Source organism: Cohnella xylanilytica (genome assembly GCF_014212175.1).
GTDB classification, from domain to species: domain Bacteria; phylum Bacillota; class Bacilli; order Paenibacillales; family Paenibacillaceae; genus Cohnella; species Cohnella xylanilytica.
The window spans coordinates 1-25862 of record NZ_JACJVR010000090.1 but is presented as its reverse complement, the minus strand read 5'-3'; the positions used below and the strand labels follow the sequence as shown (position 1 = coordinate 25862).

Here is a 25862-nt window from a genome sequence, read left to right as displayed (position 1 = left end):
CGACGATTGAAGCGGGAGGGTCGCATGAACATCCTCGAGACGGCATTGCTCGCTAACGATCTGGAGCCGATTAAACGGTTTTATATGGATACGCTCGGACTGTCGGTCGCGACGGAGACGGAGGAACGCGTATCCTTCCGAGCGGGAGCCTCCCGGCTGACGTTCGAACGGTCGGCGGATGTCGCGAATCCGTATTACCACTTCGCATTTAACGTATCGACGTCCCGGATGGAGACCGCGCTCGAGTGGCTGGAAGCCAAGGGAGTCGAGGTGCGATTCGTCCGGGGAAGCCGGATCGTTCATTCGGAATCGTGGAATTCGGAATCGGTGTATTTCGGCGATCCCGCGGGGAACGTCGTCGAGCTGATCGCGAGGCACTCGCTGCCGGGCGGAAGCTCGGAGCCGTACCATCCGGGCAGCGTGTTCGGCATTAGCGAGATCGGTCTGCCGGCGGACGACGTCCCGGCACTGTCGGCCTATCTCCAAGACGTCGCCGGCGTAGACGTCTATCGGAGAGAAGACGTCTCGTTCGCTCCGCTCGGAGACGAGGAAGGGCTGTTTATTTTGTCGTCCGTCGGAAGGACCTGGCTCGGGTCGGAACAGCCTTCGGTCGTTTATCCGCTTCGGGTCGCGCTGCGCCAAGAGGGGCGGGACTTGCCCCGGATTTTGCATTATCCTTATTCTTTGGAATTCAGATAGAAGCGGGTCAAGGAGCTTCATCGATTCGCGGAGGAGCGCCTTATGAACGAACAACGCGCAATATTAAGAAGCTCGAACGTCGTCACCGTCGACAGTCTCGCAGAAGACTTGCGCGCCATCGGAGTGCGGGCGGGGGATACGCTGATCGTCCACTCCTCGCTGAGCCGGATCGGGTGGGTATGCGGCGGCCCCGTCGCGGTCGTCCAAGCCTTGATGGAGACGATCACGCCGCAAGGCAACCTGGTCATGCCGACTCATACCGGCGACTACTCGGAGCCGTCCAAATGGATGAAGCCACCCGTGCCGGAATCGTGGTGGGAGACGATCCGGAAGACGATGCCGGCGTTCGACCCGAAGGTGACGCCGACGAGGGGGATGGGCGCGATCCCGGAATGCTTCCGGACGTTCGCCGGCGTGCTCCGCAGCGACCATCCCGCCTTGTCGTTCGCGGCATGGGGGAAGGACGCCGAGTTCATCGTCACGGACCATTCGCTGGAGTTCGGACTGGGCGAGCGGTCGCCGCTCGCCCGCGTCTACGACCTGGACGGCAAGGTGCTCCTGCTGGGAGTCTCCTACGACAGCAACACGTCGTTCCACTTGGCCGAGAACCGGGTTCCGAACCCGCCGCTGGCTTGGGAGGGGGCTCCGGTTCTGGAGAACGGCGTGCGGGTATGGAAGAAATACCGCGAGATCGCCTTCGACACGGACCGCTTCGACGAGCTCGGCGAGGCGTTCGAAGCGAGCCCCGGCCGCCCGGTGACGAACGGGCGGATCGGCGTCGCGGCATCGAAGCTGTTCCGGCAGCGGGACGGCGTCGACTTCGCCGTCGAATGGCTGAAGGACAACCCCGCAGGGAGGGAAGAGTATTGAAGCTGGCCATGCTCATCATCGACATGCAGAAGCTGTTCATCGATCCGTACCGGGATCGGATGGACGTGAATCGCGCGTGCGAACACATCAATTACGTGGCCGGGATGCTGAGAGAGGCCGGACATCCGATTATCCGCATCCGGGACGTGGAGGAGAAGGACGCGGGCGAAGAGAGATTAGCCGAGATTCCGGAGATCGTCGCGGCCTCTTCGGACCTTCAGATCGAGAAGGTGCATTCGAACGCTTTTTGGGAGACGAATCTGGAAGCCATTCTGCGGGAGCATGCTCCCGACCTGGTCATCGTCTCGGGTTACGCGGCCCAGTATTGCGTTCTCGCGACGTATAACGGAGCGGTCGAACGCGGCTTCCGCGCGGTTCTGCTGCAGGGCGGCATCTTGAGCGAGCATGCCGACGCCGTTACGGCCGCCTATCGCGACCGCAACCTGATCTCCCACCCGGTCGTCAGGGCGGCGGTGAATTCGAACCCATGAGTTACAAGGATACGTTGATCCTCGTCTCCGCCGACTGCCCGGTCGAACGCGGCGTCGTGCCGACTTCCCATAAAGAGACTCCGCCGGCACACGTCATCCAGTACGAGCTGCTGTTGCGGAATCCGTACGTCTATACGCACGAGGAGCTTCTCTATCAGGTGCACATCCGCCATAAGGGCGTGCCGGAGGAAGAATGGGAGAGCCGGCGGGAGGAAATCTGGAACGAGCTGTTCTCGAAGCCGCATCCGTGCCTGCGCGCTTCGGCTTTGCCGAAGAAGTTCGGGTGGGGCGTGCACTACGACTCCGAAGGGCGGATCGCGTTGTACGCCATGGAGTCGCCGGAATACCAGGAGTGGGCGAGCGGCGAGGCCTCTGGCGATGGCGAGGGTCCGAAGCTTCTGCCGGCGATGCGGAACAAGAAGGCGTAATACGCCAGCGCTTGCGTCAGCTGTCGGCTGTTGGCTTCGGCTGCCATAGACAGGCCGGGGCCGTCCGCCGCCATAAGGTTCGGCACGACGGGGAGCAATTAGGCGCCGCAGTGTCGAGTAAGGCTCCAACAAGCGGAAAAAACCGTCTTGTTGGGCGCCGCAGCGTCGAGAGAGGCTCCAACAAGCGGAAAAAACCGTCTTGTTGGGCGCCGCAGCGTCGAGTAAGGCTCCAATAAGCGGAAAAAACCGTCTTGTTGGGCATCGCAGAGGCGAGAGAGGCTTCAACAAGCGGAAAAACCCGTCTTGTCGACAGTGCCGGCTCGTTCGCCAAAATAGAAGCAACAAAAAAATCTCTTCCGTTTTCGACAAAACGGGAGAGATTTATTTTTGTTTTTGTTTGAAAACGGATATTCAAACAAAAACAAAAATGCTATAATCCAAATAAGCAAAAACAAAAACAAAACCAATCATCCGGAGGTCTGAAATCATGGTACAAAGCTTGTGGGACTCTTCGAAAGCATCGCAATACGAGAGCGGACTCGATCAACTCGTCTACCGTTCGAACCTGATCGGCGCGGATCGCCGCGTCTGCAACTGGGGCGGCGGCAATACGTCGGCCAAAACGGTGATCAAGGACTTCCGCGGTCGCGACGTCGAAGTGATGTACGTGAAGGGGAGCGGCTCCGACCTCGCGACGATGAAGGCCGGCAACTTCACCGGCCTGCGCATGGACGACATCCGCCCGCTGTTCGAGCTGGACGCGATGACCGACGAAGACATGGTCGCGTACCTCGCGAACTGCATGATCGACGCCAAGCATCCCCGCGCTTCGATCGAGACGCTTCTGCATGCTTTTCTCCCGTTCAAGCACGTCGACCATACCCATCCGGACTCTATCATCAGCCTCTGCTGCGCGCATAACGGCAAGGAGCTCGCCAAGGAGATCTTCGGCGACCGCTTCGTGTGGGTGCCGTACGTCCGCCCGGGCTTCACGCTGTCCAAGATGATCGCCCAAGGCGTGCTCGCCAACCCGAAGGCCGAGCTCGTGCTCATGGAGAAGCACGGCCTCGTCACCTGGGGCGAGACATCCGAGGAAGCGTACGCGCAGACGATCAAGATCATCTCCGAAGCCGAGGCTTACATCGAAGCCCGCGTCGACGAAGCGAAGCTGTTCGGCGGCGCGAAGCATGCGGCCCTGCCGGCCGACGTTCGCCGCAAGATCGCGGCCGAGATCATGCCGACCGTGCGCGGAGCCGTCAGCGACTCCAAGAAGATGATCCTCTCCTTCGACGACCAGGACGACGTGCTCGCGTTTGTCGGTGGCGAGAATTCGCCGAAGCTGTCCCAAGTCGGCGCCGCTTGCCCGGACCACCTCGTGCACACGAAGGTCGTGCCGCTGTTCGTCGACTGGACGCCGAACGCGGACGACGTCGAAGGCCTGAAGGCGATCCTGAAGGACGGCATCGCCGCCTACAAAGAGCAATACAAAGCCTACTTCGAGCGCAACAAAAACGAAGGGGACGTCATGTTCGAAGCCGCTCCGCGCGTCATCCTTATCCCCGGCGTCGGCATGATCAACACCGGCAAGAGCTGGGCCAACTCGCAGGTGAGCGGCGCCCTGTACCACCGCGCGATCGCCGTCATGCGCGGCGCGACGGCTCTCGGCGAATTCGTCTCTCTCAGCGAGAACGAATCCTACAACGTCGAATACTGGCCGCTCGAGCTTTACAAGCTGTCGCTCGCTCCGCCGGAAGCCGAATTCTCCCGCCAGGTCGCGTTCATTACGGGCGGCGCCGGCGGCATCGGCAGCGAGACGGCCCGCCGCCTCGTCTCCGAAGGCGCGCACGTCGTGCTCGCCGACCTGAACCTCGAAGGCGCCGAGAAGGTCGCCGCCGAGATCAACGCCAAGTATGGCGAGAACCGGGCCATCGCCGTTAAAATGGACGTAACCGACGAAGAAGCGGTGAAGGCGGCTTACGCGCAAACGGCCCTGACCTACGGCGGCGTCGACATCATCGTCAACAACGCCGGCCTGGCCACGTCCAGCCCGTTCGACGAGACGTCGCTCAAGGAATGGAACCTGAACATGAACGTGCTCGGCACCGGCTACTTCCTCGTGGCGCGCGAAGCGTTCAAGGTCATGAAGACGCAGGCGATCGGCGGCAGCATGGTGTTCATCGGCTCCAAGAACTCCGTCTACGCCGGCAAGAACGTCACCGCCTACAGCTCGGCGAAGGCGCTCGAAGCGCATCTGGCCCGCTGCATCGCGGCCGAAGGCGGCGAGCTCGGCATCCGCGTCAACACGATTCTGCCGGACGCCATCCTGCAAGGCTCCGCCATCTGGAACAGCAACTGGCGCAACGAGCGGGCCGCCGCTTACGGCATCGAGCCGGACCAACTCGAAGAGTACTACCGCAAGCGCACGACGCTGCTCGTCAACATCTATCCGAAGGACATCGCGGAAGGCGTCGCGTTCTTCGCCTCGTCCAAGGCGGCCAAGACGACGGGCTGCATGCTGACGATCGACGGCGGCGTTCCGGCCGCGTTCACCCGCTAATCCATTAGAGGAGGGCGAATCCATGCACCTCGCCAGAGGAGAGAAGAATTGGATCATACCGGACGGCTACATTCCGCCGACGAGCGCGGGCTCCCTCGAGAGCCACGAGTCGGTCTGCGTGCTGAACGTGTCGTCCGAGGAAGCGCTGCTGAACTTCACGATCTACTTCGAAGACCGGGAGCCGATCGAGGACATCCTCGTCGTCGTCCCGCCCAGGCGCACCAAGCATATTCGCACCTCATCCCTCGCCAAGGAGGGGACGTCGATTCCGGTCGGCGTTCCCTACGCGATCGAGGTGCGCAGCGATATTCCGATTTTCGTCCAATACAGCCGACTGGACGCGACCCAGGCCGAGAACGCCTTGATGTCGGTCGTCGCCTACCCGGTCAAATAAACGGAGGAGGGGCAGCCTCATGACTTCCGCGATTGAGCGCAGCTACAACGAAGCGAAGGAACTGTACGCCAAGCACGGCATCGACGTCGATCAAGTGCTGGAACGACTGGCGCAAATCAAAATTTCCATGCACTGCTGGCAAGGAGACGACGTCCGCGGCTTCCTGAACCGCGACCAGGATCTGACCGGCGGCATCGCCGTCACCGGCAACTACCCCGGAGCGGCCCGCACGCCGGAGGAATTGCGCGCCGATCTCGAGAAAGCGTTCTCACTCATTCCCGGCAAGCACAAAGTCAATCTCCACGCGATCTATGCCGACACGGAGGAGAAGGTCGATCTTGACGCGCTGGAGCCTCGCCACTTCGCGAAGTGGGTCGACTGGGCCAAGGAGCAGGGCCTCGGCCTCGACTTCAACCCGACCTGCTTCTCGCACGAGAAGTCGAGCGACGGCTTCACGCTCAGCCATCCGGACGCGGACATCCGCCGCTTCTGGATCGACCATTGCAAGGCGTCCCGCCGCATCGGCGCCTACTTCGGCGAGCAGCTCGGCCAGACGTGCGTCACGAACGTGTGGGTGCCGGACGGCTACAAGGACATCCCGGCCGACCGCCTGGCGCCGCGCCGCCGCCTGAAGGAATCGCTCGACGAAGTGTTCGCGGAGCCGCTGAACCCGGCCCACAACCTCGACGCCGTCGAGAGCAAGGTGTTCGGCCTCGGCGCGGAAGCGTACACGGTCGGGTCCCACGAATTCTATATGGGCTACGGCATCCAGAACAACAAGCTGATCTGCCTCGACGCCGGCCACTTCCATCCGACCGAGGTCATCTCCAACAAGCTGAGCTCGCTCTCGCTGTTCGCGGAAGGCATCCTGCTGCACGTCAGCCGCCCGGTCCGCTGGGACAGCGACCACGTCGTCATCCTCGACGACGAGCTGCTGGACATCGGCCGCGAGCTCGTGCGCGGCGACCTGCTCGCCAAGACGCACATCGGCCTCGACTTCTTCGACGCCAGCATCAACCGCGTCGCGGCTTGGGTCATCGGCACCCGCAACACGATCAAGGCGCTGCTCCGCGCGATGCTGGAGCCGGCCGAGGCGCTGCGCCAAGCCGAGCTCGCGGGCGACTACACGACGCGTCTCGCGCTCAGCGAAGAGTTCAAGACATATCCGTTCGGGGCGGTATGGGACTATTATTGCGAGAAAATGGGCGTTCCGGTCCGCGAGCAGTGGCTCGCCGACGTCAAAGCCTACGAGCAAGAAGTTCTGCTGAAGCGAGGTTGATGCCGCTTGGCTAACGTACTCGCCTACGATCTCGGGGCGAGCAGCGGAAGGGCGCTGCTCGGCCGCCTCGAGGGCAACAAGATCGTCACCGAAGACCTGCACCGGTTCCCCAACGACCCGGTGCAGGTCGGCGACCGGCTGCATTGGGACATTCTCCGCCTCTATCACGAGCTGAAGCAGGGACTCCTGAAGGCGAAGCATCAAAAAGTCGAAGTGAAGAGCCTCGCCATCGATTCGTGGGCCGTCGACTTCGGGCTCATCGGCACGAACGGGGAGCTGCTCGGCAACCCGTATCATTACCGGGACCGCCATACGGACGGCATGATGGAGAAGCTGTTCGAGGAGATTCCGGCGGCGGACGTGTTCGCGCGCACGGGCATCCAGTTTCTGGCGTTCAACTCGATTTTCCAGCTGTACGCGCTCAAGCGGGCGAGATCGCCGATGCTTCGCGATGCCCAGCGGTTCCTGATGATTCCGGACCTGCTCCGCTACTTCCTGACGAGCGAGATGGCGAACGAATTCACGAACGCGACGACGACCCAGCTGTACAACCCGGTCCTGAACGAATGGGATAAGACGCTGCTGCAGGCGATCGGCGTATCCGAGACGCTGTTCGCCCCGGTCGTCCATCCGGGAACGCAGGTCGGCTCCTTGCGGCCGTCGCTTATCGAGGAGCTCGGCGTCGGCCCGATCCCCGTCTACGCCGTCGCCGAGCACGACACCGGCTCGGCCGTCGCCGCCGTTCCCGCGCTCGACCGCTCGTTCGCGTACTTGAGCTGCGGAACGTGGTCGCTTATGGGGACGGAGGTCCGGCAGCCGGTGCTCGGCGACCTGGCGCGCGAGCTGAACTTCACGAACGAAGGCGGCGTCGACGGGACGTTCCGCTTGCTCAAGAACATCATGGGCCTGTGGATTCTGAACGAGACGCGCCGGGAATGGGAGAGGGCCGGCCAGTCCTACACCTTCCCCGAGCTGGTGAAGCTGGCCGGCGAGGCGCCCGCCTTCGCGGCCTTCATCGATCCGGACGACGACGCGTTCCTGCCTCCCGGGGATATGCCCGGCCGGATTCGCCGGTACTGCGAGCGCACGGGGCAGAAGGCGCCGGAGCAGCCGGGCGAAGTCGTCCGCTGCATTCTGGAGAGCCTTGCCCTCAAATATCGTTACGTGCTAGAGTTGACGGAGCGGCTCTCGGGCCAGCGCTTCAACGGCCTCCACATGGTCGGCGGCGGCATTCAGAACGCGCTGCTCTGCCAATGGTCGGCCAACGCGATCGCCAAGCCCGTCTGGGCGGGGCCCGCGGAAGGAAGCGCGATCGGCAATCTGGTCGTGCAATGGATCGCCCAAGGCGAGCTGTCCGACATCTGGGAAGCGCGCAAGGTCGTTCGCGACTCGTTCCCGGTGACGGTCTACGAGCCTCAGGAGCGCGAAGCTTGGGAGAACGCCTACGGCGGCTTCCTTCGCGTCGCGGGTTTATCGCGAGCCTAACTCTATTTTGAAGGAACGGAAAGAGGTTGAAGGTGCCATGCTGGTCGCGGAACGCTATGAGAAAATCGTACAGCTGGTCAACGACAGGGGGAGCATTCGGGTATCCGAGCTGAGCGAGCTCTGCCAGGTGACGGAGGAGACGATCCGACGCGACCTCGACCGTCTGGAGATGGCCGGGCGCCTTCGCCGCTCGCATGGCGGCGCCGTCAGCATCAAGGATCAGCAGCCTCTTCATGCGGAGATCCCCTATACGGAGCGGGAGATCATCCGCGCGGAAGAGAAGAGGCGCATCGCGGCGGAAGCGGTCAAGCTGATCCGGCCGAAGGACCGCATCCTGCTGGATGCCAGCTCTACCGCCTGGTACATGGCGTCGAGCATGCCGGACATTCCGCTGACGGTGCTCACGAACTCGATCAAGGTCGCGACCGAGCTCGCCGGCAAGGAGAAGATCGAGGTCATCTCCACCGGCGGCATTCTCGCGCAGCGTTCGCTGTCGTTCGTCGGCCCGCTGGCCGAGCGCTCGCTGGACGCCTACCACGTCGACAAGGCGTTCTTGTCGTGCAAGGGCGTCCATCTGGAGCGGGGCATCAGCGAGTCGAACGAGCTTCAGGCGCGCGTGAAGCAGAAGATGGTCGGCATGGCCGACCAGGTCATCGTGCTCGCCGATTCCAGCAAGTTCGGCGTGCAGGCGTTCACGCACGTCGCCGATCTGGCCGACGTCGATTCGATCGTCACCGACCGGAGCATCGATCCGGAGACGCTCCGTCAGCTCGCGGATCGATCGATCGCCGTCACGACGGTGTAAGCATAGAGGAAGGCAACCGATATTCGGCCCCCGATCGCCTTGCAGGCGAGCGGAGGGCCTTATTCGCTGTCGGCGGTTCGCGCGACTCCACCCCCTAAGCGCTAGGCCGTCCGTATGAAAGGCATGAAATCATGTATCGCCTTTGAAAATTTGAGAACTTTTAACAGCTCCGTCTCGTTTAATACACAAAGCTCCAAATGAACGGCCTAGTTCCGGAGGAGGTCCCGATAATGCGGATTGCGGGCGGTGGTCCGGAAGGTCGCGGGAGCGGATTATGCGGGAGAGAGGCGGGCGCGTCATGAAGTATTTAGCCGTTCTAAGCTTGTTCCTCATGCTGGCAACCGGATGTCGGGATAAGGAGAACGCCCCTCTCGTCAAGGAAGTCTCGTCCGGGATCATCACGCTCCGCGTTCAAGCGGAGAGAGTAGAAGCATCCCGAATCCAAGTGCACGCGGAAATCGTAAATACGGGCGGCCGTCCCATCGAGATTCTCCACATGGATCCTTTGGTCGGCATCGAAGCCAGGCCCCGCGACCGGGAGCCGGAATTCGTTCGAAGCTTCGTCGGGATCCGAGGGCAATTGGGCCCGAACGAGGCGTACAGTTACGAGAAGGACCGAATTCTGGATATACGGCGAAAAGATAAAGTTCTCTACGCGCAAGCGATTCTCTCGGTCGGAGAAGAAGAGATCAAGATCGACTTGGACATTCCTCTCCGTCAAATTCGATAATGTCGGATCTATTCGAATCATGTGATTGTTTTCACATACATATCCCATCCAAGGAGCTATACTGAAGCCATCTTAAGAGCTTCGCCATTGGAGGGATTCCCATGAAAACTCACGAGCCGGAACTGCCGCTGACCGCCCCCGAAGGCATTCAACTGTCGGAACGCCTATGCGATGCCCTCGCCAGAGTCAAGAAGGAGCACGCCGGATTGCAGGAAGGGCTGAAGAGGCTGTACCGCGAAGCCTGCGCCGTCCGGGGCGAGAACGACCCGCGTCTGATCTCCGATAAATTGGACGTTCTCATTCGCACCGTACAAGCTTACAAGAAGAGCTTGGCCGACCATTCGGAATGGGAGGAGAACGAGCTGTTCCCGCTCGCGGTCTGGTACTTCGGCAACGACATGGACGTGTTCACGCTCATGGAGCAGGAGCACGAGATGGCGGAGCATTACATCGACGCGTTCCTCGTTCAGGTCGCGCAGACTCCCCGGCCGCTCGATCACGAAGGGGCGGTGCGGCTCGCTTCGTATCTGCTTCAAGCGTACGCGCTGCTGCGCAACCACTTCAAGGAGGAAGAGGAGATCCTCGAAGCGTTCGCGGATCAATCGAACGGTTATGGATTTTAACCGAGGCGCGAACGCGATGGAAGAGAGCGGCCCGCTGGAAGCGCTGCTGAACAAGTCTTCGTCCAAAAAAGCAAGCATGGGGCAAAGCCTGCCCCGCTACTTCGTATACTGCGCGATGGCCGGCGCTTACGTCGGGATGGGGGTCGCGCTTATGTTCTCCGTCTCCGCGCCGCTCTACGCCGCCCATTCCCCGTACACCACGCTTGTCATGGGGCTCGTATTCGGCATCGCGCTGCTGCTCATCGTCTTCGCCGGAGCCGAGCTGTTCACGGGCAACAACCTGACGTTCGCGCTCGGCGCCATGGGCGGCCGGATCACGTGGGGGGACGCGGGCCGCAACTGGCTCTGGTGCTGGCTCGGCAACTTCGCGGGAGCGCTCCTCTTCGCCTGGCTCCTATACCTGTCGGGGGTATTCTCGGCCGCGGGTCCCGACCATCAGCTGTTCGTCTTGGCGGCGAAGAAGATGCATCTGCCGTTCGGCCAGCTGTTCGTCCGGGGCATTCTGTGCAACTGGCTCGTCTGTCTCGCCGTCTGGTGCCTGTCCGCCGTGAAGAGCGAGACCGCGAAAATCGTCCTGTGCGCCTGGTGCCTGCTCGCCTTCGTGTCGTCGGGCTTCGAGCACAGCGTCGCCAACATGACGACGTTGACTTTATCGCTGCTGCTCGAGCACCCGGATACCGTTACCGTCGCGGGCCTCGTCCATAACCTCGTTCCGGTGACCCTCGGCAACATCGTCGGCGGCGCGGGATTCGTCGGCGGAGCCTACTGGTATGCAAGCCGAAGTCCGGCGAAGAGAGGGAGGGAGGCTTCGACGCCGGCGAGCCGCGAGGGATATCCTTTAAAATAAGGGGGGGACTCCGCCGACTCCTCCGGCTCCGCCGTTCGGGCGGAGTTTTTTTGTGCGCGAAATCCGGAATTCCCTCTTGCCAAACATGTCTGACAACCTGATAATAAGATTATATTTGAGCTGCGAGGTGCGTCATGAAGGTCTCCTTGTTCATTACTTGCTTAAGCGACGCGTTCTATCCCCGGGTCGGCGAGGCGATGGTCCGCCTGCTCGCCCGCTACGGCGTCCGGCTCGACTTCCCGACGGTGCAGACGTGCTGCGGCCAGCCCGCGTTCAACAGCGGCTACTGGGAAGAGGCTAGGGATTCGGCGAGAACGATTTTGGAAGCGTTTGAAGACAGCGACTTCGTCATCTCCCCGTCCGGCTCCTGCACGGGCATGATCCACCATTATCCGAAGCTGTTCGAGAACGATCCGGCCATGCTGGAGAAGGCGAAGAAGCTGCAAGCGAAGTCGTACGAATTCACCCAGTTCCTTGTGAACGTGCTCGGCGTCACCGACGTCGGTGCTTCGTTCCCGCATAAGGTCACGTACCACCCGTCCTGCCACGGCAGCCGTCTGCTCGGCGTCAAGGACGAGCCGATGGAGCTGATGAAGCGCGTGAAGGGGCTGGAATTCGTGCCGCTGCCGTTCGCGGAGGACTGCTGCGGGTTCGGCGGCACGTTCGCGGTGAAGATGGCCGACATCTCCGGCGCGATGGTGTCCGAGAAGGTCGACCACGTGAAGGAGACCGAAGCCGAGGTGCTCGTCGGGCTCGACATGGCGTGCCTGATGAACATCGCGGGCAATCTGAGATTCAGGGGCGAGCCGGTTCGGGTCATGCACTTGGCCGAGCTGCTCGCGGAGGGGGCGAAGCTGGCATGAGCGCGAAGACGATGCCGAACACGGTCAAGAAGAGAGCGGAGCTGGCGCTGAACGACGACTTCCTGCGCAAGGCGGTCAAGTTCACGACGGAGCGGCTGCGCAACGGGAAGAAGAACGCATCGGCCGAGCACGGCAACTGGGACGAGTGGCGGGAGCGCGGCCGGCAAATCCGGCTTCACACGATCGCCCATCTCGATTATTATCTGAATATGTTCGTGGACAACGCCAGAGCGAACGGCGTTCACGTCCACTTCGCCGACACGGGGGCCGACGCGGTGCGCATCGCCCTCGAGATCGCCAAGAACAAGCAGGCGAAGACCGTCGTGAAGTCGAAGTCGATGGTGTCCGAGGAGCTTCACTTGAACCATGCCCTCGAAGGCATCGGGGTCGAAGCGATCGAGACCGACCTGGGCGAATACATCATCCAGCTTGCGGGCGAGACGCCGTCCCATATCGTCATCCCCGCCATCCACAAGAACCGGTACCAGATCGCGGACCTGCTGTCCGAAGTGGCCGGCGAGAAGCTGGAGGCGGACACGACCGTGCTCGCGGGCTTCGTCCGCAAGAAGCTGCGGGAGAACTTCCTCGAAGCGGACATCGGCATGACCGGCTGCAACTTCGCGATCGCGGAGACCGGCTCGATGGTGCTGTTCGAGAACGAGGGCAACGCCCGGATGGTGACGACCCTTCCGAAAACGCAAATTACCTTGATGGGCATGGAGCGCATTATCCCTTCGTTTCAGGACTTGGAAGTGATGGCGACGCTGCTGCCCCGTTCCGCGACCGGCCAGAAGCTGACGATGTACATGTCCGGCATCACGGGCCCGCGCCGCGAAGCGGACGCCGACGGCCCGGACGAGATGCACATCATCATCGTCGACAACGGCCGATCGCTGCAGCTCGGGGATCCCGAATTCCAGGAGTTGCTCAACTGCATCCGCTGCGGCGCCTGCCTGAACGCCTGCCCGGTGTACCGCCATATCGGCGGCCATGCGTACGGCGGCACGTACAGCGGCCCGATCGGCGCCGTGCTGACGCCCGCGCTCAACAAGAACGTCGCGGAATGGGACGATATCGCCAACGCGTCGAGCTTGTGCGGCGCCTGCTACGAGGCGTGCCCGGTGAAGATTCCGCTGCACGAGATGCTCATCTACCTTCGCCGCCGCAAGGTGGAGAAGGGGCACGGCAACAAGCTGGAAGGCGCCGGCATGAAGGGCTTCGCCGTTCTCATGGGCAACGCGAAGCGGTTCCGCGCGGCGCTCAAGATGGGGCAGATCGGTCAGAAGCTCGTCGTCCGGGACGGCGGCATCCGCGCGAAGATCGGTCCGCTCAAGGGCTGGAACAGCTACCGCGTCCTGCCGAGCCTGCCGAAGTCGACGTTCCGCCAGCGCTTCGCGACGCTGGACCAGGAGATTCGTCAAGGGCTGCAGGAGATGAGCCCCGAGATTCGCGGCCGGATGGAAGCGGCGCTGAAGAAGCGGGAGCGGGAAGGAGGCGGCGGGCATCATGGCTGATACGCATCAAGAATGGTTGAGAAAGATGGAGGAGCAGTCCCGCGCCAAGCAGGCGTCGTTCATGGACGGCATCGCGAAGAAGCTCGGGCGTCCGCGCCTGGCGAAGGCTCCGGAGCATCCGTTCCGCGGCGCGCCGGACTTCTGGAACGCGTTCGAATGGACGCCGGAGGAGCGGATCGAGCGCTTCTCGGACAACTGGAGAAGCGTCGGCGGCCACGTCGCCCGCCTCTCCGACATGAACGCCGTCCGCGACTTCATCGCGGGCAAGGCGAAGGAGATGGGCGCGCGGTACGTCGTGCGCCAGAACGAGGCCGAGCTGGCGGAGCTCGGCCTGGAAGAGGCGCTGCCGGAAGCCGCGGTGTCCGTCTGGAACACCGATCCGGACACCTATTGGAAGGCGCGCTCGGCGGAGGCCGACTTCGGCGTCGTCATGGCCGATTACGCGGCCGCGTACACGGGCTCGGTCGCCGTCCTGTCCTCCAAGGACAAGGGACGCTCGGTGTCGCTGCTGCCGACCGTGCTCATGATCGTGATCCCGGTCGATCGGCTTCGCACGCGCCTGGGCGAGGTGCTCGTCGAATTCGACCGCGCCGGGCGCGAGAACCTGCCGGCCGGCATTCACTTCATCTCCGGGCCGAGCCGTTCGTCGGACATCGAGAACGACCTGACGATCGGCGTGCACGGTCCGGGCGTCGTCTACGCGCTGCTCGTCGGATAAGGGAACGTCGGATATAGAGAGAAGGAGCGGATGGGAGCGAATGGAAGTCACCCCTCTTACGAAGCGGAACCATTACGAGGAGATCACCGAGCAGCTGAAGCGCCAGATCCTCGAAGGCAAGCTGAAGATCGGCGACAAGCTGCCGTCGACGAAGACGATGTCGGAGCGGTTCGGCGTCGGCCGCTCGACAACCCGCGAAGCGCTCAGCGCCTTGAAGGCGATGGGGCTTATCGAGATCCGCCAGGGCGGCGGCTGCACCGTCATCCGCGACAGCCTGGCGCCGGATCCCGCCGGGCTGCCGGAGCTGGAGTCGCTGCGGATGAACCGGGAGACGCTGCTCGAGCTGATCGAAGTGCGGCAGTCGCTCGAGGTGTCGATCGCGACGCTGGCGGCGGAGAAGCGCACGGACGAGGACGTGGCGTCGCTCGCCGCCATCGTCCGCGAGATGGAAGCCGCCGTCGGCGACGACCTCGAAGGGGAGCGGACCGACATCGCCTTCCATCTCGCCCTCGTCGCCGCGACGCGCAACAAGATGATGGCCCGGCTGTTCGATTCGATCATGACGCCGATGGAGCAGGCGATCCGCGAAGTGCGGCGGGTCGAGCTGTACGCGAACCGGTCGGTCGCGGAGCGGCTGCTCGCCGAGCACAAGGCGATCTTCGGCGCCGTGGCGGAACGCGATTCCGCGGGAGCGGCCGAGAGCATGAAGCGGCATCTGAGACACGTCGAAGGGATTCTGACGAAGTATTTGTGAGCTTTTCCCGAATTTTCTCCGTCCGGAGGCTTGCCAGCTTGTCTGGTTGTGACCTATAATTCGCCTATGCGGCAAAGTTCCCGTCCGATGAATGATTACCTGACATAGATGGTCGATTGTCGGACGCGAACGCGCGAAGGGGGATGAGGACATGGCCATATACGTTCTGCAGGCGATGCTCGGAATCGCGTTTCTGATGAGCGGGATCGCGAAGCTGGCCGGAGCGAGGATGCATGCGAACAACTTCAGGAAGTGGGGGTTCTCCCCGAACGTTCGCCTCCTTGTGGGAGGCGCCGAAGTTCTGGGAGGAATCGGCATGCTGGCCGGCATCTGGGTTCCGGTTCTCGCGGTATTGGCCGGCCTCGGGCTGGCGGCGCTGATGGTCGGGGCCTTGGGCGTGCACCGTCGGGCGAAGGATCCCTTCTCGCAATGGGCGCCGGCGTTCGTGTTCCTGCTCGTGGCGGCGTCCGTCGCCGTCCGGCACGCTTCGGACTGGTTCTCATGAGAGGCAATTCCGCCATAAGCTCCATTCGCCTTACACGAACCGTCAGCTTTTATGACGGTTTTTTCTTTTTTTGTGCGGGCAAGCGCTGGCGCAATCGGTCGAAAACAAATACAATGACGTAAATAGAGACAGACGAGGTGACCGGCTATGAACGTACGCAAGCATAGATTGTTCGACACGGAGAACATCCACTCGGGAGAAGACCGGGACGAATACGAGAAGGACTACGCGAGGCTGATCCAATCCCCCGCGTTCCGACGGCTGCAGGGCAAGTCGCAGGTGTTCGGCGCGGGTTCGGGCGACTATTACCGGACGAGGCTGACCCATTCGCTGGAGGTGTCGCAGATCGCGCGCGAGGTAGCCCGCCGCCTCGGCAAGAGCTACCCGTTCCTGGCGGCGAAGGAGCATCCGGGCTTGATGATCGATCCGGAGGTCGTGGAGGTCGCCGCGCTGGCGCACGATCTCGGGCATCCCCCGTTCGGGCACAAGGGCGAAGAAGTGCTGAACGACGTGCTGACGGAAGGGTTCGGGATGAAGTACGAGGGCAACGCCCAGAACTTCCGGATCCTGATGTTCCTCGAGAAGCGGGCGGGCAGCGACAGCGGCCTCGACCTGACGGCGGCGGTGCTGCTCGCGATCAACAAATACCCGTTCTGCATCGACGAGCCGGGACGGCTTAAGGGCGTGTTCGCCCGAGAGTGGGAAGGCATTCATTATTTGCGCGGCCTATGGGGAATGCCGGAAGGCGTCGCGACGCTCGAAGCGCAGCTCATGGACTTGTGCGACGACATCGCCTATTCGACGCACGATCTCGAGGACGGCATCCGGGCGGGCAAGATTCAGATCAGCCGCAGCCTGTTCGAGGACGATCGGCTCGTCGCGAACGTCATCCAGGAGATCGTGGACGATCAAGGCAACGACAGCATGAATTGGGACCGCGTGGACATGCCGGAGATGGTCCGGCAGGTGCTGAGCGACTTCGCGCGGCAGTGGGAGGCGCTCTTCGAGGAATGCGGCCGCGAGCCGTCCCGGACGAGACGGGAGATGAAGGCGCGCTGGGTGCGCAAGTTCGCGAGCCACGTAGGCATTATCGACGATCCGGATACCGGGTGGAAAAGAGTCACGTTCGTTCGAGACGGCGCGGAGGATCTGGAGCTGCTGCGGACGATGGAGATTCTGAAGAAGCTGGCTTGGGTGACGCTGATCAAGGATTTCCGCGTGCAGCGGCTTCACAAGCGAAGCGAAGTCATGATCCGGCGGCTGTGGGACAGCTTCAAGGAATACGAGACCGGGCGGCTCATCATTCCGCCGGACTGGCTCGAGAGCTACGAGCGGCAGAAGGATCGATGGCCGTGGGAGCGGCTGGCGGCCGACTATATCGCGGGCATGACCGACGCGTACGCGGAGAAGGTGTACGCCGAGTTTTTCGCGAGCCGTTCGGGTTCGATCTACGAGAGGGATTAAGAAAGGCGATCTCCGCGAAGGATAGTGCCGTCGGCCGCCGTTTCGAAGGCCGAATAAAGAAATCTATTTTTTGCGAAGAACACCGCTTGACATACCCTATGGGGGTATATTATGATGAGTTCGTGAGGTGACCGAAGCATGGAACATTCTAACGCTCGCGAGTTTGACCATCCGGAGAGCTGTCCTGCAGGCGGCTCGGAGAGGAAGAGTCATCACTCGGATAAGATGAAGGCGAATCTGTTGTCGAGGCTGAACCGGATCGAAGGCCAAATCCGCGGTATCAAAGGCCTGATCGAGAAGGACACCTACTGCGACGACGTACTGAATCAGATTGCCGCCGCGCAATCGGCCCTGAACAGCGTCGGCAGGCTGCTGCTCGAAGGCCATATGAAGAGCTGCATCATCGAACGCATTCAGGCGGGCGAGAACGAAGTCATCGACGAACTTCTGGTCACCGTCAACAAATTAATGAAATGATTCATAGGAGGGCTTACCTATGCAGAACATAACGTTGAAGGTCGATGGAATGTCGTGCGGACACTGCGTGAACTCGGTCGAAGGAGCCGTCGGCAAGCTGGGCGCGAAGGCGAAGGTCGATCTGGCCGCGGGCTCCGTGGCGATCGAATACGACGAAGCGAAGATCAGCCTCGACGCGATCAAGGAAGCGATCGAGGATCAAGGGTACGACGTCGCCTGAAGCTGGGCGATCGCCAACGACCGGAGCCGCCGGCGGCGGCTCCTCTTTTTACCCTTTAACATACCCTACCGGGGTATCCGATAGCAGACTAAACGGAAGGTGAAGCCCATGAGTACGACAACGCAAACGAGGCTCCAAAGCGTCGACCTGGAGATCGGCGGCATGACCTGCGCGGCTTGCGCGAACCGCATCGAGAAGGGATTGAACAAGGTGCCGGGCGTCGGCAAGGCGACGGTCAACCTGGCGCTGGAGACGGCCCACGTCGAGCTCGCTCCGGAAGGGGCGGCGACGGTGCCGGACCTGATCCGCAAGGTCGAGCAGCTCGGCTACCGGGCCGCGCGCAAGACCGAGGAGGCGGCCGATCCGGCGGAACGTCGCCGGAAGGATATCGTTCGCCACAGCCGCAAGCTGATCGTATCCGCCATCCTGTCGCTGCCTCTTCTGTGGGCGATGGTCGGGCACTTCTCGTTCACATCGTGGATCTGGGTGCCGGAGCTGTTCATGAATCCTTGGTTCCAGCTCGTCCTGGCCACTCCGGTGCAGTTCGTCATCGGCCGGCACTTCTACGTCGGCGCCTACAAGGCGCTGCGCAACGGCAGCGCCAACATGGACGTTCTCGTCGCGCTCGGCACTTCGGCGGCTTACTTCTACAGTCTCTATCTGACGATCGAGTCGATCGGCATGCCGGCTCATCATCGGGTCGACATGTACTACGAGACGAGCTCGGTGCTCATCACCCTGATCCTGCTCGGCAAGCTGTTCGAGGCGATGGCCAAGGGACGCTCGTCCGAAGCGATCCGCTCGCTGATGAAGCTGCAGGCGAAGACCGCTCTCGTCGTGCGCGACGGTCAGGAAGTTCGCGTGCCGGTGGAAGAGGTCGCCGTCGGCGACGTCTGCATCGTCAAGCCGGGCGAGAAGGTGCCGGTCGACGGCGAAGTCGTCGACGGCCAGTCGGCCGTCGACGAATCGATGCTGACCGGCGAGAGCCTTCCGGTCGACAAGCGGGCCGGCGACGCCGTCTACGGCGCGACGGTGAACAAGAACGGCATGCTCAAAATCCGCGCGACCCGCATCGGCAAGGAGACGGCGCTGTCCCAGATCATTCGCGTCGTCGAGCAGGCGCAGGGCTCCAAAGCCCCGATCCAGCGGGTGGCGGACCGCATCTCCGGCATCTTCGTGCCGATCGTCGTCGGCATCGCCATCGCGACGTTCCTCGTCTGGTTCTTCGCGGTCGATTCCGGCAGCTTCTCTTCCGCTCTGGAAGCGGCGATCGCGGTGCTCGTCATCGCTTGCCCTTGCGCGCTGGGCTTGGCGACTCCGACGTCGATCATGGCCGGTTCGGGCCGCTCGGCCGAGCTCGGCGTGCTGTTCAAAGGCGGCGAGCATCTGGAAGCGACGCATGCGGTCGATACGATCGTGCTCGATAAGACCGGTACGGTAACGAAGGGGACGCCGGAGCTGACGGACGTCATCGCGGAGGAAGCGTGGCCGCGGGAGCGTCTGCTCGGCTGGATCGGAGCGGCGGAACGCCGTTCCGAGCATCCGCTGGCGGAAGCGATCGTTCGCGGCATTCGGGAAGGCGGCGAGGCGGCGATCCCCGAAGCGGATTCGTTCGAGGCGATCCCGGGGCACGGCGTGTCGGCGGAAGTCGAAGGGCATCGCCTGTTGATCGGCACCCGCAAGTTGATGCGGGAGAGCGGCGTGAACGTGCGCCAAGAAGCGCTCGACGCGATGAGCCGTCTGGAGGAAGAAGGCAAGACCGTCATGCTCGTCGCGGTCGACGAGGTTTATGCGGCATCGGTGGCCGTGGCCGACACGATCAAGGAGACGTCGAGGCAAGCCGTCGAGACGCTGAAGGGCCTCGGGCTGCGGGTCGTCATGATGACCGGCGACAACGAGCGGACCGCGAAGGCGATCGCCCGGCAGGCCGGAATCGACGAGGTGCTGGCGGAGGTTCTGCCGGAAGGCAAGGCCGCGGAAGTGCGCAAGCTGCAGGATGCGGGGCGCAAGGTCGCCATGGTCGGCGACGGCATCAACGACGCTCCGGCGCTGGCGACGGCCGACATCGGCATGGCGATCGGCACGGGAACCGACGTGGCGATGGAGGCGGCCGACGTGACGCTGATGCGCGGCGACTTGAACGGCATCGCCGACGCGATCGCCATGAGCAAGAAGACGATGCGCAACATCCGCCAGAACCTGTTCTGGGCGCTCGCCTACAACGTCGTCGGCATCCCGATCGCGGCCAGCGGCCTGCTCGCCCCTTGGCTCGCCGGCGCGGCGATGGCGCTGAGCTCGGTGTCGGTCGTGCTGAACGCGCTGAGGCTGCAGCGGGCGAGAGGGTTCTCGCAAGGAGGCCGGGCATGAGTGGGATGACGGGGATGACGGATAGGCGCAGAACGACCGAAGCGCGGAGAATGCCGGTTAAGACGGGAAGGCCGGATGCGAAGGGGACGATGAGGTTGAAAAGAATATCGCTAGCGCTGCTCTTGGCGGCGGCGTTCGCCTCGGCGACGGCTTGCTCTTCCGCTCCGGCTTCGACGGGAGGTCATGAAGGGATGGACATGGGCTCTAGCGACGGCAAGCAGACGGCGACGAGCCATCATGGCGACGGCCCGGATGCGTCCGCGGAGCCGGAGCGATCCGGCGGGCAGGCCGGTCATAACGGAGAATCGAGCCATGACGGAGAATCCGGGCAGCATGGGGAATCCGGGCAGCATGGGGAATCCGGCCAGCACGGAGAATCCGGCCATGACGGAACGTCCGGTCACGGCGGGGCGGCGGAGGCCGTCTCCACCGTCGCCAAGTGGACGCTGTCCGCGGACGAGCCGCAGCCGAACGAGGAGACGACCGTTACGATCCGGGTTGAAACCGCCGCGGGCGACAAGGTCGAGAGCTTCGACATCAACCACGAGAAGAAGATGCATCTGATCGCGGTGAGCGAGGACCTGTCGTACTTCGACCATCTGCACCCGGAATACGAGGGAAGCGGGGAATTCAAGGTCAGGACGAAGTTCCCCCGGGCGGGCCGTTACAAGCTGATCGCCGACTATATTCCGTCCGGCGGCTCCGCGACGACGAATACCGAATGGATCGAAGTGGCGGGCGCTTCCGCCGAGAAGCAGGCCATCGAGCCGGACGAGAAGCTGGACAGAACCGCGGACGGTTACCGGGTCGAGCTGACGGTCGATCCGCTGAAGGCCAACAAGGAAGCGATGCTGACGTTCAAGCTGTCGGACGCTTCCTCCGGAGAGCCGATCGACGATCTCGAGCCTTACCTCGGGGCCGTCGGGCACGTCGTCATATTGAGCGCGGACACCGAGAAGTACCTGCACGTGCATCCGATGGACGAAGACGCGAAGGGGCCCGTCGCCGAATTCATGACGGAGTTCCCGGAGAGCGGCGTCTATAAAATATGGGGGCAATTCCAGCGAAACGGCAAGACGTTCGTCGTTCCGTTCACGGTGAAGGTCTCGTAAGGGACAAGGTTCCGGTCTAGCCATATTTGATCGGGATTGAGCGTAAATGCCGAGTCCGGTCCCGATATCGTCGGGTTCGATCGTCCCGGCGAGCCGCCTGGGGGACTGTAATCCGACATTGTCGGGTTAGAGCGTCCCGGCAAGCCGCTTTACAGACCGAACCCGATGCTGCAGGGCGCTGGTTCCGCTGGGTGAAGCCGATTCTATCGATAGCCGTCTCGCAAGGTTTAAGACCTTGGGGGCGGCTATTCGTTCGTTCGATGACAACGAGTGTTCCGAGGGGGACGGAGCAACGTGCCTGATGGGAGGGGATAATGGGTTGACCGAATGAATGGCATAATATATAGTTAGTTATTATTAGTAAGTTAATTTCGGATAACTAAGGAGAGACGCTGATGATATCGCCTATTTTTATCGGCCACGGTTCGCCCCTGATGGCGATCGACGACAACGAATGCGCCCGGTTCCTCACCGAATACGGCAAGACGGTCAAGCCGAAGGCCATCGTCCTTTTCACCGCTCACTGGGAGAGCGAGACGACGGCGATCTCGGCGATCGAAGGCGCGTACGACACGATCTACGACTTCGGCGGCTTCCCCGGCGAGCTGTACGAGGTCCGCTACCCCGCTCCGGGCTCGGTTCCGCTGGCGGAGCGGGTCGCGCGGATGCTCGGGGAGAAGGGCATCGCTTCGAGGCTCGACGCCCGTCGGGGGCTCGATCACGGCTCTTGGGTCGTCTTGTCGAGAATGTTCCCCGATGCCGATATCCCCGTCGTTCAGGCGTCGGTGAACCCGTACTTGCCGCCGAAGGAGCAGTACCGGATCGGAGAAGCGCTGAGAGGCCTCGGCCGGGAGGACATTCTCGTCATCGGCAGCGGGGCGACCGTCCATAACTTCCGGACGATGAATCCGAGCGCGAAGGAGCCGGACGCCTGGGCCGTCGCCTTCGACGATTGGCTCGTGGAGCATCTGGGCAAGCGCGATCTGGACGCCCTGTTCCGCTATGAGGAGCTGGCTCCGAACGCCCGCGTCGCCGTTCCCCGGCCGGAGCATTTCGTTCCGCTCTACATCGCCTTTGGCAGCGGCGATCCGGCTTCGGAGGTCAAGGAGATCCACCGCAGCTACGAGATGGGGGCTTTGAGTTACTTGTCGCTCGCTTTCTGAACCGCCGCGCACCCGATGAGGCCCTATCCCTGAGTCGAGGGGATAGGGCTCTAACGCGTATAGAAGCGATGATTTGTTTCACGTGAAGCGGCGGGATCCGCTACGATTCGCTTCGATTCTCCCCGACGGCTCCGTCGACGATGACCGAATGGGCGGATTGACGTCGGGCTTTGAAGGGTGATACATTGATTCTACATAATTCTTAGAGAATCGATGCGAATTCGCGGATAAAGATGGAGAGTGGACCCGTTGAGCAGCCTGAACTTGATCGTAAGAGACGCGACGGAGAACGACCGGGAAGCGGTCTCGGCCGTGACCGTAAGCGCGTACGCCCAGTACGAGGAGCCGATCTCGGCGACCGGCCGGTGGCAGGCCTACGTGGAAGAACTGCGCGCTTCGGCGTACGAGGGCTATCCGTTCGCCCGGATCGTGGCCGAGACGGAGGAGGGAGAGATCGTCGGCAGCGTCCAGCTGTTCGCCGATTCGGAGGCGGCTTACGACGATCCGGAGCTCGGGATCCGGTCGCCGATTATCCGGTATCTCGCCGTCTCGCCCGCGGCCCGAGGACGGGGCGTCGCGACGCTCCTGCTCCAAGAGAGCATCCGCCGCTCGCGGGCGCGGGGAGCGGACTCGGTCTATTTGCACACGAACGATATTATGGATGCCGCCATCCGGCTCTACGAACGGCACGGCTTCCGGCGCGCCGAGGATAAGGACATCCGTCTCGGGGAGACGCTGATCAAGAGCTTCCGCCTGGCTTTGAACGAGTAGAGACGAGACGGATCCCTTGGGGGAACGTCGGGCTTGAATTCATTCACGCGGCAAGACCATGCAAGCGAGTCGCTTCGAGCAAGCGAGGCCCGCCTTCGGCTTCGCTTGTTTTCTTTGGCCGGCGATTCTGGTATATTAGGTGCATCTTAAATAAGTTAGGTACTGCCTAAAATGGAGGGTCGACATGCTGGTGTGGATGCTCAGGCAGATCATGGCCGAGAAGGGGATTTGGACGGGAGCCGCGCTGGCGCGCCTGTTGAAGGAGAAGGCCGGCTACGAGCTGTCCGCCCCTTCCATTAGCGCCCTGCTCCGGGGGCAGCCGAAGCAGATGAAGGCCGAGACGCTCGACGCGCTGTGCACGGCGCTGGAATGCACGCCCGGCGATCTATGGCGGCATACCCCGCCCGGGACCCAAGGAGCTTAACGAACAGAAGAAGGAGACGAACGCGCGATGGCTTCGAGAACGATATTGCCTTTCGGCGACCCGATCTTAAGGAAGAAGGCCAGGCCCGTGACGGAATACGGGCCGCGGACGGAGAAGCTGATGGACGATTTGAGAGACACGCTGTACGCGGAAGAGGGCCGCGCCGGGCTGGCCGCGCCGCAGATCGGCATCCTGCGCAGAGCCGTCGTCATGGATTGCGGGGACGGGCTTATCGAGCTGATCAATCCGGAGATTGTGGAGAGCGGCGGGGAGCAGACGGGGACGGAAGCCTGCTTGTCGTATCCCGGCTTCGCGGGCTTCGTGAAGCGCGCCCAATTCGTGAAGCTCCGCGCCTTCAACCGAAAGGGAGAGCCGTTCGAGCTGGAAGGGGAAGGCTACTTGGCCCGCTGCATCCAGCACGAGCTCGACCACCTGGACGGCGTGCTGTTCGTCGACCGGGCCGAGGGGGACTATTTGTTCCACGAACAGACGCAGCAGAAGGTCCGGCTGATCGACGTGCTCCGATTGACGAACCAATAGGTGGGTGCGGAAGGCAAGAGAACGCATAAGGTCGAAGGATGACGCAGAACGAGGGAACGGATGAGACGATCTCGATAGCTTGGGAGGAGTTGCCGCGGCAGCTCCTCTTTAATATGAACAAGGAGATCACGAAGCGAACGAAATTCGATCGCACGATCGTATCCGTTGACAACGATCGCGGAGATCGTCTAACCTTTGATCTGACATGCCGGGCAGGCGGCTCGCGCCTTGGCACAGATCGGCGGCTTCGTGCCGTGCGGGAGGTGGCGTTCATCTTAATCGGAGTAGACATCGGAACGACGTCGATATGCGGGGTGTTGCTGGACGCCGCGAACGGACGAATCGTGAAATCGATTACGAAGGAGAATACCGCAGGTTTGCCTTCTTCGGAGACATGGGAATTTACCCAGGACGCTTCCGTCATTTGGGATCTCGCGCTGCGCATCGTCGGCAAGCTTCGAGCCGAGGCGGGGTACGTGAGCGGAATCGGCGTCACCGGGCAGATGCACGGCATCCTCTATGTAGACGAGGCCGGAGCCCCCGTCTCCCCGCTGTATACGTGGCAGGATCGGCGCGGCGGATTGCCGGGCGAAGACGGCGTCTCGTACGTCGATCGGCTTCGGCGGTTGACCGGGTATCCGGTCGCGGCCGGCTTCGGCATGGCGACGCATTATTATCAGCAGCAGCATGGCCTAGTCCCGGAGCGGGCGGCGGCTCTGTGCACGATCCCGGATTACGTCGCGATGAGATTGGCCGGGCTCGCGAGGCCCGCGACGGATCCGACGAACGCGGCCGGCTTGGGCCTGTACGACCTCCGGAAGCTCGGCTTCGACCTGGCCGCCCTGCAACGGGCGGGTATCGATCCCGATCTGCTGCCGAAGCAGGTTCCGTCGGGTACGGTCATCGGCCGCACGCCGGACGGGATTCCCGTCGTCAGCGCGATCGGGGACAACCAGGCGAGCTTCCTGGGAGCCGTTCGGAACGTTCGAAGCTCGGCGCTGCTCAACGTCGGCACCGGATCGCAAATCTCCGCCTACGCGGACCGATATTCGGAAGCCGAGGAGATCGAGACGCGTCCTTTTCCCGGCGGAGGGTATTTGTTGGTGGGTGCCTCTCTTAGCGGGGGCAAATCGTACGCGATGCTCGAGCGACTGTTCCGGGAGATCTGCATCTTGTTCTCCGGAACCGCGATTCCCGATATCTACGCGGCCATGAATCTTCTGGCCGAGGACGAGCCGGAGCCGGGCTCGAAGCTGACGGTGAACACGTCCTTCTTCGGCACCCGGGCGGATCCGCACCGTCTGGGGACGATCGGCGGCATCGGCCCCGCGAACCTGACCGCCCGGCACCTGATCGTCGGCGTCCTGGAAGGGATGGCCGAGGAGCTTCACGGGTACTTCGCCAAGTTCCCGTCCCCGGTCAAAGACCGGCTGACCGCGCTCGTCGCGTCCGGCAACGGAGTGAGGAGCAACGACGCTCTGCGCCGAATGCTGGAGAAGCGGTTCGGCCTGCCGCTGGAGGTTCCCGAGGATCGGGAGGAGGCGTCGCGCGGCGCGGCGCTGTGCGCGGGAGTCGGCGTCGGAATCTACCCGGGCTTTATCGACCGCGAGTAAGAACGGATGTCGAACGGAAGGTTGAAGAGGGAGCGAAGGCGCCGGATGGTCCGCGGGAAGGCGAACGATACCCCGGCGATCCGAGCAAGAGCTCGCATTCCGCGGCCGGAGGCCGGGGCTGCGGGCTCTTTTTCTACGGCGTGCCCAGA

27 protein-coding genes are annotated in these 25862 nt (G+C 62.6%); all 27 read left to right on the top strand.

The genetic code is table 11. The features are described from left to right. Positions 1-24: 24 nt before the first annotated feature. The gene (locus tag H7B90_RS23390) at positions 25-699 is read left to right on the top strand and encodes a VOC family protein (RefSeq protein WP_185138317.1); all 675 of its coding nucleotides are present in this window, start codon (positions 25-27) and stop codon (positions 697-699) included. Between the two features lie 42 nt (positions 700-741). Continuing rightward, positions 742-1569, top strand: a complete 828-nt coding sequence (locus tag H7B90_RS23385) for an AAC(3) family N-acetyltransferase (RefSeq protein ID WP_185138316.1) — start codon at positions 742-744, stop codon at positions 1567-1569. Continuing rightward, positions 1566-2060, top strand: coding sequence for a cysteine hydrolase family protein (locus H7B90_RS23380; RefSeq protein WP_185138315.1), 495 nt, complete (start codon positions 1566-1568; stop codon positions 2058-2060). Before H7B90_RS23385 ends, H7B90_RS23380 begins: the two co-directional genes overlap by 4 nt. Then, on the top strand, positions 2057-2488 hold the full coding sequence (locus H7B90_RS23375) for a DUF6157 family protein (RefSeq protein WP_185138314.1): 432 nt from the start codon (positions 2057-2059) through the stop codon (positions 2486-2488). Before H7B90_RS23380 ends, H7B90_RS23375 begins: the two co-directional genes overlap by 4 nt. 487 nt (positions 2489-2975) lie before the next feature. After that, positions 2976-5045: a bifunctional aldolase/short-chain dehydrogenase gene (locus H7B90_RS23370; RefSeq protein ID WP_185138313.1), complete on the top strand. Its 2070-nt coding sequence runs from the start codon at positions 2976-2978 to the stop codon at positions 5043-5045. A 22-nt stretch (positions 5046-5067) separates the two neighbouring features. Next, positions 5068-5439, top strand: coding sequence for a sensory rhodopsin transducer (locus tag H7B90_RS23365; RefSeq protein ID WP_185138312.1), 372 nt, complete (start codon positions 5068-5070; stop codon positions 5437-5439). 19 nt (positions 5440-5458) lie between these two features. Beyond that, on the top strand, positions 5459-6718 hold the full coding sequence (rhaA, locus tag H7B90_RS23360; RefSeq protein WP_185138311.1) for an L-rhamnose isomerase: 1260 nt from the start codon (positions 5459-5461) through the stop codon (positions 6716-6718). 6 nt (positions 6719-6724) lie between these two features. Next, a complete protein-coding gene (locus tag H7B90_RS23355; protein WP_185138310.1) occupies positions 6725-8203 on the top strand; it encodes a rhamnulokinase in 1479 nt (492 codons plus the stop codon). Positions 8204-8240: 37 nt separating this feature from the next. Next, positions 8241-9008, top strand: a complete 768-nt coding sequence (locus tag H7B90_RS23350) for a DeoR/GlpR family DNA-binding transcription regulator (protein ID WP_185138309.1) — start codon at positions 8241-8243, stop codon at positions 9006-9008. Positions 9009-9306: 298 nt separating this feature from the next. Further along, positions 9307-9738 (top strand): hypothetical protein, encoded by a 432-nt coding sequence (locus tag H7B90_RS23345; RefSeq protein ID WP_185138308.1) that lies wholly within the window; start codon positions 9307-9309, stop codon positions 9736-9738. A 101-nt stretch (positions 9739-9839) separates the two neighbouring features. Beyond that, complete coding sequence (locus H7B90_RS23340) at positions 9840-10361, top strand: hemerythrin domain-containing protein (protein WP_185138307.1); 522 nt, start codon at positions 9840-9842, stop codon at positions 10359-10361. Beyond that, positions 10351-11208, top strand: a complete 858-nt coding sequence (locus tag H7B90_RS23335) for a formate/nitrite transporter family protein (RefSeq protein ID WP_246578414.1) — start codon at positions 10351-10353, stop codon at positions 11206-11208. Before H7B90_RS23340 ends, H7B90_RS23335 begins: the two co-directional genes overlap by 11 nt. Positions 11209-11342: 134 nt before the next feature. Beyond that, positions 11343-12071 (top strand): (Fe-S)-binding protein, encoded by a 729-nt coding sequence (locus tag H7B90_RS23330; protein WP_185138306.1) that lies wholly within the window; start codon positions 11343-11345, stop codon positions 12069-12071. Beyond that, positions 12068-13585, top strand: coding sequence for a LutB/LldF family L-lactate oxidation iron-sulfur protein (locus tag H7B90_RS23325; protein WP_185138305.1), 1518 nt, complete (start codon positions 12068-12070; stop codon positions 13583-13585). Before H7B90_RS23330 ends, H7B90_RS23325 begins: the two co-directional genes overlap by 4 nt. Beyond that, on the top strand, positions 13578-14303 hold the full coding sequence (locus H7B90_RS23320) for a LutC/YkgG family protein (protein WP_185138304.1): 726 nt from the start codon (positions 13578-13580) through the stop codon (positions 14301-14303). The genes H7B90_RS23325 and H7B90_RS23320 overlap by 8 nt, the downstream gene beginning before the upstream one ends. Before the next feature lie 40 nt (positions 14304-14343). Then, positions 14344-15057 (top strand): FadR/GntR family transcriptional regulator, encoded by a 714-nt coding sequence (locus tag H7B90_RS23315; RefSeq protein WP_185138303.1) that lies wholly within the window; start codon positions 14344-14346, stop codon positions 15055-15057. Between the two features lie 151 nt (positions 15058-15208). Further along, positions 15209-15562 carry a DoxX family protein gene (locus tag H7B90_RS23310; RefSeq protein WP_185138302.1) on the top strand — a complete coding sequence of 118 codons (354 nt, stop codon included), beginning with the start codon at positions 15209-15211 and terminating at the stop codon, positions 15560-15562. Between the two features lie 147 nt (positions 15563-15709). Next, positions 15710-17026: a deoxyguanosinetriphosphate triphosphohydrolase family protein gene (locus H7B90_RS23305; protein WP_185138301.1), complete on the top strand. Its 1317-nt coding sequence runs from the start codon at positions 15710-15712 to the stop codon at positions 17024-17026. 138 nt (positions 17027-17164) lie between these two features. Continuing rightward, complete coding sequence (locus H7B90_RS23300) at positions 17165-17503, top strand: metal-sensitive transcriptional regulator (RefSeq protein ID WP_185138300.1); 339 nt, start codon at positions 17165-17167, stop codon at positions 17501-17503. A 19-nt stretch (positions 17504-17522) separates the two neighbouring features. Further along, positions 17523-17723: a copper chaperone CopZ gene (copZ, locus tag H7B90_RS23295; RefSeq protein ID WP_185138299.1), complete on the top strand. Its 201-nt coding sequence runs from the start codon at positions 17523-17525 to the stop codon at positions 17721-17723. Between the two features lie 108 nt (positions 17724-17831). After that, a complete protein-coding gene (locus H7B90_RS23290; RefSeq protein WP_185138298.1) occupies positions 17832-20090 on the top strand; it encodes a heavy metal translocating P-type ATPase in 2259 nt (752 codons plus the stop codon). Further along, on the top strand, positions 20087-21202 hold the full coding sequence (locus H7B90_RS23285) for a DUF8832 domain-containing protein (protein WP_185138297.1): 1116 nt from the start codon (positions 20087-20089) through the stop codon (positions 21200-21202). Before H7B90_RS23290 ends, H7B90_RS23285 begins: the two co-directional genes overlap by 4 nt. 395 nt (positions 21203-21597) lie before the next feature. After that, positions 21598-22365: a DODA-type extradiol aromatic ring-opening family dioxygenase gene (locus H7B90_RS23280; protein WP_185138296.1), complete on the top strand. Its 768-nt coding sequence runs from the start codon at positions 21598-21600 to the stop codon at positions 22363-22365. A 249-nt stretch (positions 22366-22614) separates the two neighbouring features. Continuing rightward, positions 22615-23136, top strand: a complete 522-nt coding sequence (locus H7B90_RS23275; RefSeq protein WP_185138295.1) for a GNAT family N-acetyltransferase — start codon at positions 22615-22617, stop codon at positions 23134-23136. Between the two features lie 184 nt (positions 23137-23320). Further along, complete coding sequence (locus H7B90_RS23270) at positions 23321-23560, top strand: helix-turn-helix domain-containing protein (RefSeq protein WP_185138294.1); 240 nt, start codon at positions 23321-23323, stop codon at positions 23558-23560. Between the two features lie 27 nt (positions 23561-23587). After that, complete coding sequence (gene def / locus H7B90_RS23265; protein WP_185138293.1) at positions 23588-24100, top strand: peptide deformylase; 513 nt, start codon at positions 23588-23590, stop codon at positions 24098-24100. 254 nt (positions 24101-24354) lie between these two features. Next, on the top strand, positions 24355-25713 hold the full coding sequence (locus tag H7B90_RS23260) for a sedoheptulokinase (protein ID WP_185138292.1): 1359 nt from the start codon (positions 24355-24357) through the stop codon (positions 25711-25713). Positions 25714-25862: the final 149 nt, after the last annotated feature.

Coding starts and splice junctions, on each gene's coding strand:
- H7B90_RS23340 (WP_185138307.1), top strand. CDS start 9,840: ATGAAAACTCACGAGCCGGAACTGCCGCTGACCGCCCCCGAAGGCATT.
- def (WP_185138293.1), top strand. CDS start 23,588: ATGGCTTCGAGAACGATATTGCCTTTCGGCGACCCGATCTTAAGGAAG.
- H7B90_RS23325 (WP_185138305.1), top strand. CDS start 12,068: ATGAGCGCGAAGACGATGCCGAACACGGTCAAGAAGAGAGCGGAGCTG.
- H7B90_RS23285 (WP_185138297.1), top strand. CDS start 20,087: ATGAGTGGGATGACGGGGATGACGGATAGGCGCAGAACGACCGAAGCG.
- H7B90_RS23310 (WP_185138302.1), top strand. CDS start 15,209: ATGGCCATATACGTTCTGCAGGCGATGCTCGGAATCGCGTTTCTGATG.
- H7B90_RS23330 (WP_185138306.1), top strand. CDS start 11,343: ATGAAGGTCTCCTTGTTCATTACTTGCTTAAGCGACGCGTTCTATCCC.
- H7B90_RS23375 (WP_185138314.1), top strand. CDS start 2,057: ATGAGTTACAAGGATACGTTGATCCTCGTCTCCGCCGACTGCCCGGTC.
- H7B90_RS23365 (WP_185138312.1), top strand. CDS start 5,068: ATGCACCTCGCCAGAGGAGAGAAGAATTGGATCATACCGGACGGCTAC.
- H7B90_RS23315 (WP_185138303.1), top strand. CDS start 14,344: ATGGAAGTCACCCCTCTTACGAAGCGGAACCATTACGAGGAGATCACC.
- H7B90_RS23335 (WP_246578414.1), top strand. CDS start 10,351: ATGGATTTTAACCGAGGCGCGAACGCGATGGAAGAGAGCGGCCCGCTG.
- H7B90_RS23385 (WP_185138316.1), top strand. CDS start 742: ATGAACGAACAACGCGCAATATTAAGAAGCTCGAACGTCGTCACCGTC.
- H7B90_RS23390 (WP_185138317.1), top strand. CDS start 25: ATGAACATCCTCGAGACGGCATTGCTCGCTAACGATCTGGAGCCGATT.
- H7B90_RS23270 (WP_185138294.1), top strand. CDS start 23,321: ATGCTGGTGTGGATGCTCAGGCAGATCATGGCCGAGAAGGGGATTTGG.
- H7B90_RS23280 (WP_185138296.1), top strand. CDS start 21,598: ATGATATCGCCTATTTTTATCGGCCACGGTTCGCCCCTGATGGCGATC.
- copZ (WP_185138299.1), top strand. CDS start 17,523: ATGCAGAACATAACGTTGAAGGTCGATGGAATGTCGTGCGGACACTGC.
- H7B90_RS23370 (WP_185138313.1), top strand. CDS start 2,976: ATGGTACAAAGCTTGTGGGACTCTTCGAAAGCATCGCAATACGAGAGC.
- H7B90_RS23305 (WP_185138301.1), top strand. CDS start 15,710: ATGAACGTACGCAAGCATAGATTGTTCGACACGGAGAACATCCACTCG.
- H7B90_RS23300 (WP_185138300.1), top strand. CDS start 17,165: ATGGAACATTCTAACGCTCGCGAGTTTGACCATCCGGAGAGCTGTCCT.
- H7B90_RS23290 (WP_185138298.1), top strand. CDS start 17,832: ATGAGTACGACAACGCAAACGAGGCTCCAAAGCGTCGACCTGGAGATC.
- rhaA (WP_185138311.1), top strand. CDS start 5,459: ATGACTTCCGCGATTGAGCGCAGCTACAACGAAGCGAAGGAACTGTAC.
- H7B90_RS23320 (WP_185138304.1), top strand. CDS start 13,578: ATGGCTGATACGCATCAAGAATGGTTGAGAAAGATGGAGGAGCAGTCC.
- H7B90_RS23350 (WP_185138309.1), top strand. CDS start 8,241: ATGCTGGTCGCGGAACGCTATGAGAAAATCGTACAGCTGGTCAACGAC.
- H7B90_RS23345 (WP_185138308.1), top strand. CDS start 9,307: ATGAAGTATTTAGCCGTTCTAAGCTTGTTCCTCATGCTGGCAACCGGA.